The following is a 15956-nucleotide window of genomic DNA, read 5'->3' as shown; positions in this document are numbered from 1 at the left end:
ATTATTTTCCCCTCTCTTTCATCATTTTCACAGGGGATCTTTTATTGGTAAACAATATCACAATGTTAAGGAACAAATAAATAGAAATAATATATATTCCAAATATGGTCATATATACCCTGAAATTATATGCGACCTTGATATACTCAAAAAACAAAGTAAGCTTAGGAAGCAGCGCATAATTGAATACCAATGCAAATATCACATATATCGTCACTGATATCATACCTATCTCGGCTATATACATCCGTCTTATTTTATTTGACGTGCAGCCACACAGCATGAATATAGCAGTCTGTTTAGCACGGGATCTTATTATGTATCTGAAAAGCATTGCAAGATTTATTGCAGAAGCTATCGCAACGGCTACGGACATAAATATAACGGAATTGTAGAATTTTATTTCAGTCATATCGATCGTGTCTATCGGAGGAAAATTAACATTACACGTTAGAACTTCGCTGAAAGCTTTTTTCAGCTTAAAAAAGCTTTCTGTATCGAGAGCATTGTCATCAAGAAAACTTATGCTTGAAATAGTGCAGTTATCACCCAACGTTTTAAATGGCACCTGAAATTCCTCTTGTACAGTATTACCGAATATGCCTATGACCTTATAGCTTTTGCCAAGCAGTTCAACATTCTTGCCGATCATATCGTCTTTTGCGCCGCTAGGCAGCACGACCAAATTTTCGTCTGAAGCATATTCTTCCTTAGTAAAATATCTGCCTTTGCGTATACTCATGTTGTCGACATACGATTCGTATAAACTATAATCATTCAGCTCCTCATCATATTGAATACGCACCGCGGACATAAGATACGGTTGACCGTCGTCAAAACACTCATCAATTTTAAGCTCGTCTTGATCAAACATTAAACTAAAATACATACCCGGCATTGACGCTTTAGAATTATCATCAAGCTTGTCAAGCACCTCCCGAAGCTGAACAGGAGTTATAGAATCTGTTCCAAAATAAGACAAGATCCTGCCATCACTGTCTTCCTGAGTATCTATTATATCGCCAAATGAAAAAGTATAGTTAAATACATACTTCTTTTGCTTTTCAAAATCCTTGCTTGCTTTAAAATTCTGAAATGCACCATGTGAAAACAATATTATAAGCACATCAGTAACGGCGCAAACAATAAATAGAATAAAGATAAGTACATTCTTTACGGCAAAATTTTTCAGGTTAATAAAAACGTATTTCATTTAGTCCTCTTAATATTACTTATTTTGATTTATACGATAATAAACATCGTCTATAGTATACTGATTATCCTTATCGGTTTTAACTTTTACACGATGGATATAATAAACATATGAATTATTCTTGTTTCTTTTAATTCCAATACCTGTTCCGGCATTTTTTGTTGTTATCTCATTTGTCTGATTTGATATAACAGCATTATTTGCTGTATTTCTGCATTCAACCGATACCTTTATGTAACGTTGAAACTTACTTTCTGTTTTTCCCGCAGTAGTCATTGCAGTTGAAGAATCGCCCTTAATATTCCAACTCACGTAACTATTATTTCCAAGCTTTCCTGAATAAGCATATGACTGACCATATACCTCTTTGGTTGCTGACGTAGTTGCTAATGCAGTAGTAACAGCCATAGTGCTTACAATAGCCAATGCAACAATTCCCGTAACAATTTTCTTAATAATCATACTTATTCCCTTTCTCGTTTCGCAATAAATCACGAATTTTTAATTATACAACTAATAATTTTTTGACCTGTGCTTAACTTAGAATATCTTCATGCTCACTTGAATTTCATCAAAAATTCAACACAGTACTATGAAGTTCTAAGTATTCTGACTTACTTCCACTGTAGGTATACACCTGTAATTCCGTACGATATTTATGACCTGAGATCGCACTAGAGTAGGAATCAGTTGCTGTCAAGTATTTCCCGTTGACCTCTTTTCTTAAAACGTGAACATTTCTCCATGAACCATTCACATTTTCCTGAAGATAAAGATAAACTGTTATCTTTGTTGCCGTTGATTTTCCTGTAACGGAACAATCATATGAAATTTTCTTAGAACTGGAACGTGTGATGTTTGTGCTGATTTTGTTCGTATATAAATTCATTAATGCTATTTCATCATCAACTGTTGTTTCAGCAAAAACATTAAAACTAAAGCAGCAAGTCATCACACATATAAGAACAAGTGTAGAAATAAATTTTTTTAACATAAGATCACCTCCTTTCCCATAAAAACCTTCCACATAAATTAAAACATGAAAGCACGCTGTTTTTTGACAATAATTATCGAAAATATTTTTAATTCGTAGACTTAACTGAATTTGCCATACGAATTATGTCATCTTTGCACAAATTACCGTCTATTTCAAAAGCATAAGTTCCATCTGTCCATGCAATTATTGTATATTCACTGTCATATGAAATGAATGCTTTTTTGCCGTTAATATCTACCCATTCAGTCTTCATATTTTCGGTATCTACCTGATTAGACACTGTCAAAGAACTTTGCGAATAGTTTATGTATTTATCGCCTGATATATAATGTATTTCATGCCTTGTATCGTTAGTGACAACAGATTTGATTTCAAATTCGCTAGGTACGAATGTCGGTACATACTTAACAAAATTATAAATGCTAAAATCGTCCAAAGAATTATCTTTTATATGCGTTATTTCAGCGTTTTTATTATTATCCTGTACAAAAACTCCAACAAACCATTCACGCAGCGGCGGCACGGCGGCGACTGTAACAGAGCCGACTGCAAGCACCGCGGCTATTATCGCCGCAGCAAATCTTAGAGTGATCTTTATATGTCTGTGACCGCTTTTTCTGTTAGTTTTTATCAGCTCGCCAATTCTCTGCTCATATTTTTCCGAAAAATCATGTGGAATTTTCTCAACAGCCAAATAATCCTTATAGTCTTCATCAATTATGCCTGTTTTTATTGCCCGTCTTAACTTATCATTCAAAACGATCACCACCGATCAAATCTAAAATTTGTCTTTTGGCTTTGTTCAGATAATTAAATACCGTTCTCTTAGAAATGCCCATGATCTGTGCGATCTCATCAGCAGTCAGATCATAATAGACCTTATATGCTATCACAGACTTTAGTTTATCATCCAGCTTTCTTACCGCATCTATAAGCAGATCTAAGTCAATATCATCATAAAAATCCTCACTCGGCTCATCTTCCACCTTAAGATCAAATATAGACGATGTTGGATTTTGATTTTCCTTATTGTAGATCGCATAACAGGCGTTTCTAATAGTTCTAATAAGATATGCGTCCATATCGTGCAAAGAATAATTGTGAATTTTTTTAAAACATTTTGCGATGCTGAAAAAAGCATTTGCACAAGCCTCTTCTGCCAGCGCAGAATTATTCAAGATCTTGTATGCAAAAGCATAGGCTATCTGACGATTTCTGTAATAAAAATCTTCAAAAGACGTCTGATCCTTATCGTTGTCTATCAAGGTCATACATACAGCTAACATTTGATTCCCCCCTGAGTTACTTATGTTACTAAGCATAACACATATTGACATACTTTTCAAGATACCAACAAATAAACTTATAACCCGAAATTATAATACATTTTGCGATTTATACTTGTATAAAACTAACATGATTGAGCCATTCAATTTAGTTAAAGCTACAAAAATTCAAATATAAATCAACAATATGATGCACGAAACGACTACTTTCGCTATTATTTATAGTGTAAGACTAAAATAAATAGGAGGTTTTTATGGTAAACATAAATTCAGAAGTAATCGTTGAACGTATACAGAAAGACGGAGTAAACACTATAATCATAACAGCGGTCATAGCTATACTAAGCTGGATATTTAATATGTATCACAAAAGTGCAAACAAGTATCGTGACCAAAAAGACCAACAATTTCGTGAAGCAAGAGCTACATTTGAATCGGCTTTAAAGCAGATCAACAAAGATGATACTGATTTTAATGAATTTTATGATTTATTAAAATACACTAAAACGACTGAGGAATATTATCAGTTAGATCAGTTAATTAATGATAAAAATGAGGTTGAAATAAAGAAATACATAACTGGTAGAATATTTGAATTAAATGACAAAAATCCAACTCCATTTAATGAATCTGAATTTGCATACAAAATTATACTTGGAAAGATACGAAATTTAAGAATATATGAGAATATTGTTGTTCCTACACTTTATACATTATTTACAGTGATTGTAATTACGATTGCTATAGGATTAGGCTATAGGATTAGTATTGAATATAAATAACAACCCTTTAGGCTGTTTGGTATTAGCAAACATATTAATATCCGCTATTTTCTTTGTAACGTATGGTTCACTCTTGCTTGATGACGATAAAGTTTTCTTATCATCATCTTTAGTAAAAATACTTGTTATTCTAGAATTTGTCGCCGCTACAACCGTTGAGTATAATCAGAAATTCGGCAATGCTTTTGCCCTTTTTGTAAATGTATGTTTCTTTATAACAACAGTTGTTTCAGCACATCTAAACAATGTAAAAAACATTACTCGTATCTTAAACAAAAAGAGCAAATTGCGTGGTTATAATATGATCATGTCTTTCGTAAAATCACAAAATGGTGAACTTTTGTCAGATGAAAAACTGGTATCTTTCATTTACTTTTTCAACCATAAGATCTATGGCATTTATCAATTCAAAAAAATTGAGAATAACAAATTAGTTTTGGTCAAAGAAATAAGGAAGTCATACTATGATTCAATAATCGATCAAAAAAAGGTCTTTTCAGAAATTGAAGAAAACTCCAAATGCAGAATTATTCAATAAGATAGGCATTACCTTGAATCTAATAGCCAAACCTGAAAAAGCCAACCGCACCAAAATGGATGCGATCGGCTTTTTTATCTTATTCTATTTTTTTCTACCCCAGCTTCAAAACATTCAGCAGGAATATCCAGCTAGTTCCATAGTAAGCCACAACTGCCACCAGATCGTTCAGCGTGGTTATCATAGGGCCTGACGCAACGGCAGGGTCTATCTTTATTTTCTTAAAGAAAAGCGGTGTGAGCGTGCCCACTGCACTGGATACTATTATGGCAAGTATAAGTGAAATGCCTATACAGCCCGACATTGCAAAGGAGTATACCAGCCCCTTGCCCTTGAAGAAGAAAATATACAGCCCCACTGCTATTAACGACAGCATGCCTATAAGAGTGCCGTTTAGAAGTCCAACTCGCATTTCTTTTGACACAAGGTGAAGCTTCTGCTTTGCAGTAAGGCCTCCGTCTGTAAGCACACGGATAGTCACTGCAAGGGATTGTGTACCAACATTTCCTGCCATGTCAAGTATCAGCGATTGAAACGCCACAATAAGAGTGAGCTGTGCAACAACTTTCTCAAACGCTCCCACCACTGTTGACACCACCATGCCAAGTCCCAACAGCACAAGGAGCCACGGCAATCTCTTTTTCACACTCTGCAACACAGGCTCGTTAAGATCCTCCTCTGCAGAAAGACCACCAAGCTTTGCATAATCCTCGCCCATTTCATCATCTGACGCCTCGATGATATTTTGCGCCGTGATAACTCCCAGCAGTCTGTTTGAATCGTCAAGCACCGGTATAATATACTCTGAATAATCCTTCAGTTTTTCGATACAATCGGCAGTCTGCTCGTTGGCGTAAACATATGGGAAAGAAGTTGCCGTTATGCTCTCAAGTTCCACCTCGCTGTCAGCCGTGATAAGATCCTTCAGATCTATAGCTCCGCTGAAAACCTTATTTTCGTCCACCACGAACAGCGTTGAGATGTTGTCATTTTTTCTCGCCTGACTAACAAGAGCGTTCATTGCCTGCTTTACAGTCATGTCTTCGTCAATGATAATACAGTTCGTAGTCATTCTGCTTCCTATCTCTTCCTCATCAAATGAAGCGATAAGCTTGAGTTCACTGCGTACATCAGGTGCAACAGCGTCTATAATAAGGCTTCTCCTGTCCTTATCTGTTTCAGACAGAATATTCACCGCTGTATCAGTGTCAAGCTCCGATATAAGCTCCGAAGCCTTGTGGATATCCATTTCCCTGAGATACTCCCCTGCCTGCTTTTCGTCAAGATATTCAAATATCTCTGCCAGCATTTCAAGACTGCACACACGATAGAATTTTCTTCTGTTGAGAACAGAAAACGTACTTATTACCTCTGCGATATCACTGCCATGATAATCGTCAAGCTTGTTCATCATGGCTTTCGGGGAATCATTGCTGTTGATGACAGCGGTTATCTCGTCGCAGTGAATGTTCTTTACTGCGTCCTCGTTTAAAATTACATTTTTGTTCAGTTCATTTTTCTTCATTTGCTTGTCCTCCGTTTCATTTTTTTATGACGTGAGGGACAAACAGGCATAAAAATGCCCGTGCATGACAGGTCACACACGGGCAGATATATCAGATCACAACGAATAAAACGGCAACGCAAAGCGAAGCCCGTCGGCTGTGTTCACATATATACATAATTGCCCGTTAGACCCGCAACTGTCGCAGTTTGCCACTTTATTCACCTCCGTATTATATTAGTCCTTCGACATTATACCATTTTAGCAAAGATCTATCAACACCCAAAATCTTATTTTAATATTAAAAAGCTGTTAAAGCAATGGTGCAAATATCCTTAGCACGCCGTCAATGAGCCGTCCAAAGAAACCACGCTTCGTGTCCTCCAGTGTACGCTGTTTGCACTTGCTCTGAGTATCCAGAATGTCCGCCTTAAAAGTCTTTATTATAGACGAATCATAGAATATAGAACTGCACTCAAAATGCAAAAACAGACTTCTATAGTCAAGATTTACCGAACCAAGAACCGCAAGCTTGTCATCGCATATACAGCCCTTTGCGTGAACAAACCCAGGGGTGTATTCATATATCTTCACTCCTGCCTCGATAAGCTGACGATAATAGCTTCTCGAAAGCCTGAAAACCACCTTTTTGTCAGCGATACCTGGCATTATGATGCGCACGTCAACCCCACGTTTAGCCGCCCTTATAAAAGCGTCAAAAAGGCTGTCCCCAAGCATCAGATACGGCGTGTAGAACCACACATAATCGCTTGCGGCATAGAGCATCTCAGAAAAAAACGTGTTGCTCACATTTTCGTCCACCATAGGGGAATCATAATAAGGCAAAACATAGCCGTCGCCACCCTTGCCCTCTTTTTCAAAGCTCTCCCCCACAAGGTCATGAGGTATCATGTCATTTGAAAAAGCGTTCCAGAACTCCATAAACATATAGGTGTAGCTTTTTACGCCCTCGCCTGTTATCTTAAAGCCGATATCTTTCCAGTGACCATATTTCGAGCCTATGTTTATATACTCGTCTGAAAGATTTATTCCGCCGCTGTATGCAACTCTGCCGTCCACCACCATTATTTTTCTGTGGTCACGGTTGTTGAGCTGTGATTTTATAAAAAGGAACGGATTGAAAGGCACACATTTTATACCTTTCTCCCCAAGCTTCAAAGCGTCTGCAAGAGAATAAGTTGCGATACTTCCAAGGTCGTCATACATTATCCTGACGTCAACGCCCTGAGCTGCCTTTCTCGCCATAATATCAACCACAGTGTTGAGAAATTTGCCGTTTTGCAGAATAAAATACTCTGCAAAAATATATTTCTCAGCCTTTTCAAGCTCCTTGCACATATCAGCGAACATTTCCTCGCCCACGGAAAAATACTCTGCGCTGTCAAGCTTCACCATAGGGAATCCCGTTGCGTCGCTTATCCTTTTCACCGATTGAGCAAGCCTTTTGTCCTCACGTTCAAGCTCCCCTATGCACTTTTCTCCGTCAGAAAGCTCATAGTCCATGTGAAGCCTTGCCTTTGTGATATTCTTTTCAAGCTTTTTCGCAGTATTGTTATTGCCAAAAATTATATACATAACTGCACCAAGCACAGGAAAAGTAAGTATCACAATAAGCCAAAGGGTCTTGTAGCTGCTCTCCTCACGCTTTGTGTTGATATAAAGCACAAACAGAAATGACAGCACAGTAAGCACGATGCTGAGAAGCCCTGCCGCCTTGCTGAGCCATTTAAGTATGAGAAGATACCACAAAAACTGCATCGCCACAGGAACTATCACCGCCACCACTCTGCCTGCTATTTTCTTTACATTGTTCCACGTCAACTTCGTTTCGCTCCTTTCATTTATCATCTTAGGACAACAAAACACTATCATTATGCGATGTTACCACTATTATAACAATTTTTTTAACATAAGTCAACGCCATTGATTTTAACTGCAAAAAGTGTTATATTAAATATAACGAGTCCTGCGGATAACTTTGTCAGCCGGCGAGCGAGCTGTTCGCCCCTACAAAAATAATATAATTGATAACGGAGGTAACAAAATGTGTACTGCGGCAACTTATAAAACGAACGATTTTTACTTTGGAAGAACCCTTGACTATGAAAGCTCCTACGGTGAGGAAATAGTCATAATGCCAAGAAACTTTCCCCTTAACTTTGTTAATATGGGCAGGATAGCCACCCATTATGCGGTAATAGGCACAGCTCATGTTGCTCAGGATTATCCTCTTTTCTATGACGCCGCCAATGAAAAAGGTCTTGCCATGGCAGGTCTTAACTTTGTTGGCAATGCCTTTTACCGTGATGATATCGACGGCAGGGACAACGTTGCACAGTTTGAGTTTATCCCATGGATACTCTGTCAGTGTGCAAACGTGACAGAAGCAAGGACGCTTATAGAAAAGATAAACATAACCAAAACTCAGTTCAGCCCGCAAATGCCGTCAGGTCAGCTCCATTGGATAATAGCAGACAAGAACGATTGTATCGTAGTGGAATCTGTAAAAGAAGGCATAAAGGTCTATAACGATCCCGTGGGAGTGCTGACGAACAATCCAACCTTTGATATGCAGATGTTCAGGCTCAACGATTTCCGTAGACTTTCTCCAAAACAGCCTGAAAACACTTTTTCAGACAAGCTTGACCTTACTTCCTACAGCCGTGGCATGGGTGCAATGGGACTTCCGGGTGACCTGTCCTCGCAGTCAAGATTTATAAGAGTAGCATTTGTGAAAATGAACTCACGCTCCGCCCCTGACGAGCAAAGCAGTGTGAGCCAGTTCTTCCACATCTTAAACTCAGTTGACCAGCAAAGGGGCTGCTGCCAGGTGGCAGAGAGCAAGTATGAGATAACCATTTATACAAGCTGCTGCAATACTGACAAGGGCATTTACTATTACACCACCTACAACGGACATCAGATATCCGCTGTTGATATGCACAAAGAAGACCTTGACTCCGCCAAGCTTATTGCCTACCCTATGATAACCAACGAGATAATAAACTTTCAGAACTAGCAAACGCTCCGTACAAAATCTGTACGGAGCGTTTTTATTACTCAAATCTGAAATATTCAAAGTCAAAGTTGCTTCCCGGCAGGAACGCAAATGAGACCTTCTGTTTGCCGCTGATACCTGAGATATCAAAGCTCTTCTGAGCATAATTTTCGCTGTCATCTGTCCTGAACTCGCAGAGTATTCGGTTTTCGCCATCACTGCCGTTCAGGATAAGATGTATGCTGTTGAGGGCAAGCGGTGACTTTCCGCTTATAACGAGCCTGCTCGGCTGTTTTTCAGAGAAATCGAACTCGCCGAAATCAAGCATAACGTTGTTGCCTATCTCGGTCACACACTTTTCGCCCTTTGTGAACTTGTCACCATAAATGTTGTCAGCATCAGCCGCATTATTCACCGCAAATTCACGGCTCTCCTTTTCAAAGTTAAAACCGCCCACTTGGAAACCGTCCTCAGTAAGGATACAAAGGGTCTCAATACCCTTGAGCTTTCTTGAAAGCTTGAAAGTTTCAGGCTTGAAGATCATCCACTCAGGCTCTTTGTGATAACAAAACGTGCCAAGAAGCTTGCCGCCCTCGTCAGGTATTCCGTCATAGAAGCTTATTTTAACAGGGTCAAGGGTGTTCGCCCATATCTGCACCGTAACAGTGTCAGAGCCTGCACTGCCGAAGTCAAGATTATCATATGCCGCCCATGATGTTACCTTGCCCATTGCAAAGCCTACACCCTTCTTCATGCCGCTTGAAACGTTGTCGCTCGCCCTTGTGAATAGTCCGCCGATAACGAACTGATAAGGGTCGGTAAGTGCGTTTCCAAGACCCTCAGCAGTGAATTTGAGCATAGAAATGATGTGATAACGCTCTGTGCCGTTTTTGCACATTGCACGAAGCCAGAAGCTTCCGTCGCCCTTTGCTTTCACCTTAATGCTGTCTGCTGTTACCTCGCACTCTGCAAGATTAGATTTTATGCCCTTTTCATTTGTTACCCTGAACTCTATATCCTCGGCATAATCCGAATTGGCAGGGAGCGCCTTATATTTCACTGTTATCTCAGGGTTATCCTTGCCAAGAGTAAAAGTATCAGTATAAAGCTCTATCTTTCTCACAGGTATCTCGTCTGTTCTTCCACACTCAGTAGGAGCAAAGCCCACGTTTTCAAGCGATGATGTGCCGCTGTCATATTCTGCCTTAACAGCATCAAGGGTAACAACACAGTCAGGCAGACCCTTTGATGTGAGCGTTACCTTTATCTCCCCCGTCTTATCAGCCACACCAATAACAGCAAGCATTTTTCCTGAGAAAAGTCTGCGTGATGTGCCTTTATACTGGTCATAGTCTGTGCTGTCGCCGTTGTCAAGACCCATAAGCCTTGCCGCACCCTCAACGCTCACGTTCACACGGTTGTTGGCGTTTGCGCAGAAAGTGCCGTCCTTATCAAATGCAGATATCTCAATATAAACAAGGTCAGAGCCGTCTGCAAGTATCTCTGTCTTGTCAGGGACAGCTTCTATTTTAACAGCGTCCCCGAATGAACGCTGTATATCCTCTGCAATGATATTTTCATTCTCGTCATATGCAACGGCTTTAAGCTCACCCTTTTCATATGGTATGATATAGTTCGCTGTCAGCTCCTTGCCATGCTTGTGGTCGATATCATATGCACCCATTGAAACGCCGTCCTTGAAAAGCTCAACTCTCGGAGCATTTGAGCAAACTCTCACGTCACAAGGAAGTCCGTCGCTGAAATCCCAGTATGGGAAAATATGCACGAACGGGTCGTCCTTATAGTCTGTCCACTCTGCACGGAAAACATATGCGCTGTCTTTTGCAAAGCCTGCTGTGTCGAACTGACCAAAGTAGGAATTTTTCGTGCTGTATGGAGTAGGCTCGCCTATGTAGTCAAAGCCTGTCCAAATGAACTGACCTGCACAATATTCTGCGTCACGGTCAGGGATAATGCAAGCCTCAGTGTTCTTTGCGCCCCAGCCTGTGCAGCTATTGCCCAAAGATGAACACTGCTCGTCATCATCAGTTAGCAAGGTTTCAGACAGTGGGAAATGATAAATTCCACGGCTCTGAACAACAGAAGCCGTTTCGCTTCCGTATATCATCCAGTCAGGGTGAGCGGCGTGGTGTTCCTCATAAAGTCTTTCACCGTAGTTATAGCCTGCAAGCTTGAGAATATCAGCGCATTTCTGACCGTTCTCCCACTGCATATAGTTAGAGCCGAATGTGACATAGCCGTTGCCCTCAGGGTCATGGAGCCTGACGAGCCTTTTGAGCCAAGCCGTTACCTCCTGACCTCTCTCGTCAGCGTGTGTGTCAAAAATCTCATTTCCCACACTCCAGCCTATGATAGAAGGGCAGTTTCTGTCACAGCGCACCCATGAAGCAACGTCCTTTTCTACCCACTCATCAAAAAATCTGGCATAGTCATAGTCGGTCTTTGACCTCTCCCACATATCAAAGCCCTCAGAGAGAATGAGCATACCTGTTTCGTCAGCGATGTCCATAAACTCCTCCGCAGGCATATTGTGAGAGGTCCTGATAGCGTTTATGCCCATTTTGCGTAGCTTTTTAAATCTTCTCCTTATAGCCGCAGGATTGGAAACTGCCCCAAGACAGCCGTTGTCATGGTGTTCACATGAGCCGTGGAGCTTAACGTGTCTGCCATTGAGATAAAAACCGCTGTCGCACTTGAATTTGATAGTCCTGAAGCCGAATTTCTGATCTACACGCTGTACACAGCCGCCGTCCACAAGAATTTCCGACACCATGGTGTAAAGCACAGGCGAGGTGATATCCCAAAGCTCAGGGTCTTTCACTGTCATGGTCTGAGCGGTGAGAGAATAGCTCACGCCTTTCACACGCACAGCCTCAGGTATGCAGGAAATATCCGCCCCACAAGCGTCAGACTCATAGCTTGCCACCTCTTTGCCGTCCTTGTCGAGGATAGTGTTTTTAATGCGTATACCCACAAGAGGAGTACCCACCGGACGAAGCATTTCAGCATTGACAGTTACAAGCCAGCCGTCCTCCTGCTTTGACGTGATGATATAAATGCCGTCATTGCCGAAGCGTATCTCAGGGCTTTCGCAAAGCCAAACCTTTCTGAAAATGCCTGCTCCTGAATACCACCTGGAGTTTGGCGAGTGGTGATCCACACGGACAGTAATAATGTTCTCTCCGTCCTTAACAAGGTCGGTGATATCGAACATAAATGCCGAGTAGCCGTATTTCCACTCCCCTGCCAAAGCACCGTTCACATACACCTTGCTGTCCATGTAAACTCCGTCAAAGCGGATAAAAGTGCGTATGCCCTCTTTCTTTTGGTAAGAAAAAGCCTTTCTGTACCAGCCTGTAGAAGTTTCATATAGGTCATTTGTATTATAAATAAGCCAATCATGAGGAATGTCCACAGGCTTGAAAGCAAAGTCCTCTGAGTAGTCAGAGCCGAAAGCCGCCTTGTAAAATTCCCAATCGTTGCAAAAAAGCTTTCTGTCTGAGTGTGTTTCACAGATATCCATAAAAACTCCTTTATATTTTACTTATCTGAATATGAAAATGTGCATTTATCAAAGGCTTTTCAAGCTGATATTTCTCCGCAAGCCTTGGTCCGCAGGAGTTAGAACCTACCCCTGCCATTGCATAGTCAACGCAGATAACATTGCTCTCGCACCTTTCAAGCTCATAGTTATGTGCCTTTGCCGCAAGCTCCTCCTGCGAAAACTGAGAAGCGTTGAATGAAAACTCCTCTCCCGCAGTGAACATCACACTTGTGTCCTTACTGCTCACAGTGAGATATCTGCACCCATAGTGCGATGAATTTTCCTGCGGTCTTATATAATCCTCGTGCATATCCCCGATATCAGCCGCAAATCTGCCCATATAGCAAGCCTGACGCTTGTCAATGTAGCTTTCTGTAGGACCATATCCGAAATATTCCGCCCTTGAAAAATCTTTTGGCATGAAAAGCCTTATACCGAACCTTGGAAGCATATCTATCTTATTTGAAAACTCCGCTTCGCATTTTATGTCAAGCCCACTGCCGTCAATAACATAAACAGCTTTCAGCCTGCAAAACGGCTGTTGTATGGACCAGCCAAAAGACTGTGTGACGCTTATCTCCGCTCTGTTCTCGCTTGCTGAAAGCTCACAGCCGTAGCTTTTCACATCAAAGTCATTAAGATGCACCTTGTACCAATTGTACTTCATGACATCATTATCCGTAGGCGCACGGAAGAAGTTATACTGCAATGGTCTGTCAAGAAGCTCTCTGCCGCCGAATTTCACAGATACAAACGCCGACTTACGCTTGTCAAAGCGGTAAACAACATCTCCCACTGTCACAGTGATATCAAGAGGCGTTTCCACAGCCTCAACATTTCCTTTCACCTCAGCGACCTTACAAGCCTTGCCCTCTGCTATCCTAAGCTGATCAAAGCACACCTCATAGCCATTTTCACAATAGTCAGTGTCCTCCTTTGCAGTGAAAATAAACCTTATGAATGTTTCATTTTCATACTCCGCTGTATCATTGGGAACATTCACCACAGTGCTTCCCATAGGCTCGATGTCAAAATCCACCCTGCCGATATGTATAATACCGTTTTTGTCCGTTATCTCATAGCGGCAATCGAGAATATCCCCAGCGTTCACAAACTCCAGCGTGCTTGAAAAAACAAAGCTTCCCTCGCTTTCCCCTTTTGTTACTCGCACAGGTCTGTATACCTGCTTTACCTCTAAAAGCCCGGTGTGGGGCGTTCTGTCAGGATAAACAAGACCGTCCATGCAGAAATTGCTGTCATTGTGTCTTTCCCCAAAATCTCCGCCGTAGCCGTATTTTATCTTACCCTCAGCCGTTTTACCAAGCGGCACAGAATGGTCGCACCACTCCCACACAAAGCCACCGCAGAAACGCTCATTGGAATAGAACACATTGTGATAATCCTCCAGATCTCCCGGACCATTTCCCATGGCGTGGCAGTATTCACACTGCACAAGAGGTCTGTTTTCCTCAGGCTTTTCAAGATAGCCTTTCAGCCCGTTTAGATCCCAGTACATACCCGAAACTACGTCAAGCACGCTGTCGGAAGTTCCGTCAAGGCAGTGTGTGCTTTCATAATGCACAAGCCTTGTATCATCAAGCCTCTTTATAAGCTCAGCTTCATCAAGCATATTTTTGCCATATCCGCTCTCGTTGCCCAATGACCAGAACACCACGCAAGGGCGGTTGATGTCACGCTTTACAAGACATTCCGCACGATCTTTTATGGCATTGCCAAACCTCTCGTCGCAAGCAAGCATCGCAATGCCGTTGTAATCTGAATAGTCCCACTTGTAGTCATAATAGACCTCCACACAGCCATGTGACTCCAGATCCGCTTCATCAATAACATAAAGCCCCAGCCTGTCGCAAAGCTGATAAAACACAGGGGAGTTAGGATAATGTGACGTTCTCACAGCGTTTATGTTGTGCTTCTTCATAAGCACAAGGTCAGCTCTCATCTGCTCATAAGAAGCATAATATCCCGTGTCAGGATAGCTGTCATGACGATTTACACCCTTGAACTTCACCGCCCTGCCGTTTATCTTAACAACGCCCTTATCCACCTTTACATCTCTGAAGCCAACCTCCTCGCCGATAACCTCGTCGCCTGCATTGATAGTAAGCCTGTAAAGATAAGGTGTTTCAGCACTCCAAAGCTTGACGTTCTCTAACTTTATCTCAACGCTCTCACCGTCATAAGCCGAAAACTGAGCCATTGTAACACCGTCATCATCGCAAAGCTTTGCCGAAACATCACAGCCGAATACCGTAAACTCCAGCCTTGCAGAGCCATTTTCACCGAGAACAGTTTTCACGATATAATTTTCAAGACGCATTTTTGGTCTTGACAGCACATAAACATCTCTGAAAATTCCCGAAAGCCTTATCTTGTCCTGATCTTCAAGATAAGTTCCGTCGCACCATTTCAGCACAGCGGCAGTAATGATATTCCTGCCCTCAGCAAGATATGGTGTAATATTAAACTCAGCCGTAGCGTGAGAAACCTGTGAATATCCCACAAAGCTGTCGTTCACATACAAATAAACACAGCTATCCACACCCTCGAACACAAGCACCCTGTCCATGCCGTCAGGGGAATAATCATATTCACGCTGATAAACTCCCACAGGTATATCGTCAGGCACAAAAGGCGGGTCAAATGGTATTGGATAGCACACGTTCGTATACTGCGGCTTGTCATAGCCGTAAAGCTGCCAGTTTGACGGCACCGGGATAGTGTTTTCAAACTTTTCGTGAATAAAATCGTCCTCTAGGTCTATTATGCTGTCATAATAGCGAAAACCCCAGTTGCCGTTTAAAAGCTCCATTCGCTGAGAATTTTTACGGTCCTCAAAAGGATCCTGCCCCTTTGCAAACGGCACAAAATAGCAGTGCTTGTCAAGCGTGCCAATGTGCAGTGCCTGAGTATCCTCATGATATATCATTTTCGATCTTGGCGAATTCTCCGCCGCAAGCTTTAAAATATCCATAAATGTTCTCCTTTACAAGTTTATAAATTACTGTAATTATTTTATCAGCTATTGACAGGC

12 protein-coding genes are annotated in these 15956 nt (G+C 41.4%); 3 read left to right on the top strand and 9 right to left on the bottom strand.

Annotated features, from left to right (window positions below; genetic code table 11):
* Position 1: 1 nt before the first annotated feature.
* From AB5627_RS07620 to AB5627_RS07600, 5 genes are all read right to left on the bottom strand, one after another.
* Positions 2-1213, bottom strand: coding sequence for an ABC transporter permease (locus AB5627_RS07620; RefSeq protein WP_022288375.1), 1212 nt, complete (start codon positions 1211-1213; stop codon positions 2-4).
* Positions 1214-1228: 15 nt separating this feature from the next.
* Positions 1229-1675 carry a hypothetical protein gene (locus tag AB5627_RS07615; protein WP_022288374.1) on the bottom strand — a complete coding sequence of 149 codons (447 nt, stop codon included), beginning with the start codon at positions 1673-1675 and terminating at the stop codon, positions 1229-1231.
* Positions 1676-1784: 109 nt separating this feature from the next.
* On the bottom strand, positions 1785-2207 hold the full coding sequence (locus AB5627_RS07610) for a hypothetical protein (RefSeq protein ID WP_022288373.1): 423 nt from the start codon (positions 2205-2207) through the stop codon (positions 1785-1787).
* An 88-nt stretch (positions 2208-2295) separates the two neighbouring features.
* A complete protein-coding gene (locus AB5627_RS07605) occupies positions 2296-2967 on the bottom strand; it encodes a DUF4367 domain-containing protein (RefSeq protein WP_022288372.1) in 672 nt (223 codons plus the stop codon).
* Complete coding sequence (locus AB5627_RS07600; protein ID WP_022288371.1) at positions 2960-3496, bottom strand: RNA polymerase sigma factor; 537 nt, start codon at positions 3494-3496, stop codon at positions 2960-2962. The genes AB5627_RS07605 and AB5627_RS07600 overlap by 8 nt, the downstream gene beginning before the upstream one ends.
* A gap of 254 nt (positions 3497-3750) precedes the next feature.
* On the opposite strand from AB5627_RS07600, the gene AB5627_RS07595 reads away from it, so the two are divergent.
* The gene (locus tag AB5627_RS07595; RefSeq protein ID WP_368369769.1) at positions 3751-4278 is read left to right on the top strand and encodes a hypothetical protein; all 528 of its coding nucleotides are present in this window, start codon (positions 3751-3753) and stop codon (positions 4276-4278) included.
* A complete protein-coding gene (locus AB5627_RS07590) occupies positions 4265-4816 on the top strand; it encodes a hypothetical protein (RefSeq protein ID WP_368369768.1) in 552 nt (183 codons plus the stop codon). The genes AB5627_RS07595 and AB5627_RS07590 overlap by 14 nt, the downstream gene beginning before the upstream one ends.
* A 94-nt stretch (positions 4817-4910) precedes the next feature.
* Here AB5627_RS07590 and mgtE read toward each other — a convergent pair whose 3' ends face one another.
* Positions 4911-6341, bottom strand: coding sequence for a magnesium transporter (gene mgtE, locus AB5627_RS07585; protein WP_022288369.1), 1431 nt, complete (start codon positions 6339-6341; stop codon positions 4911-4913).
* A 291-nt stretch (positions 6342-6632) separates the two neighbouring features.
* Positions 6633-8162: a cardiolipin synthase gene (gene cls / locus AB5627_RS07580; RefSeq protein ID WP_022288368.1), complete on the bottom strand. Its 1530-nt coding sequence runs from the start codon at positions 8160-8162 to the stop codon at positions 6633-6635.
* Positions 8163-8385: 223 nt separating this feature from the next.
* On the opposite strand from cls, the gene bsh reads away from it, so the two are divergent.
* A complete protein-coding gene (bsh, locus tag AB5627_RS07575; RefSeq protein WP_022288367.1) occupies positions 8386-9360 on the top strand; it encodes a choloylglycine hydrolase in 975 nt (324 codons plus the stop codon).
* 37 nt (positions 9361-9397) lie between these two features.
* Here the strand turns inward: bsh and AB5627_RS07570 are convergent, their stop codons facing one another.
* Together AB5627_RS07570 and AB5627_RS07565 are read right to left on the bottom strand one after the other, a co-directional pair.
* Complete coding sequence (locus AB5627_RS07570) at positions 9398-12883, bottom strand: sugar-binding domain-containing protein (RefSeq protein ID WP_368369767.1); 3486 nt, start codon at positions 12881-12883, stop codon at positions 9398-9400.
* Positions 12884-12893: 10 nt separating this feature from the next.
* Positions 12894-15896, bottom strand: a complete 3003-nt coding sequence (locus AB5627_RS07565; RefSeq protein WP_022288365.1) for a glycoside hydrolase family 2 — start codon at positions 15894-15896, stop codon at positions 12894-12896.
* Positions 15897-15956: the final 60 nt, after the last annotated feature.

This window comes from Ruminococcus sp. RTP21198st1_G1_RTP21198_201120 (assembly GCF_040924265.1).
Classification (GTDB): domain Bacteria; phylum Bacillota; class Clostridia; order Oscillospirales; family Ruminococcaceae; genus Hominimerdicola; species Hominimerdicola aceti.
This window is presented reverse-complemented; position numbering and strand designations above follow the sequence as displayed.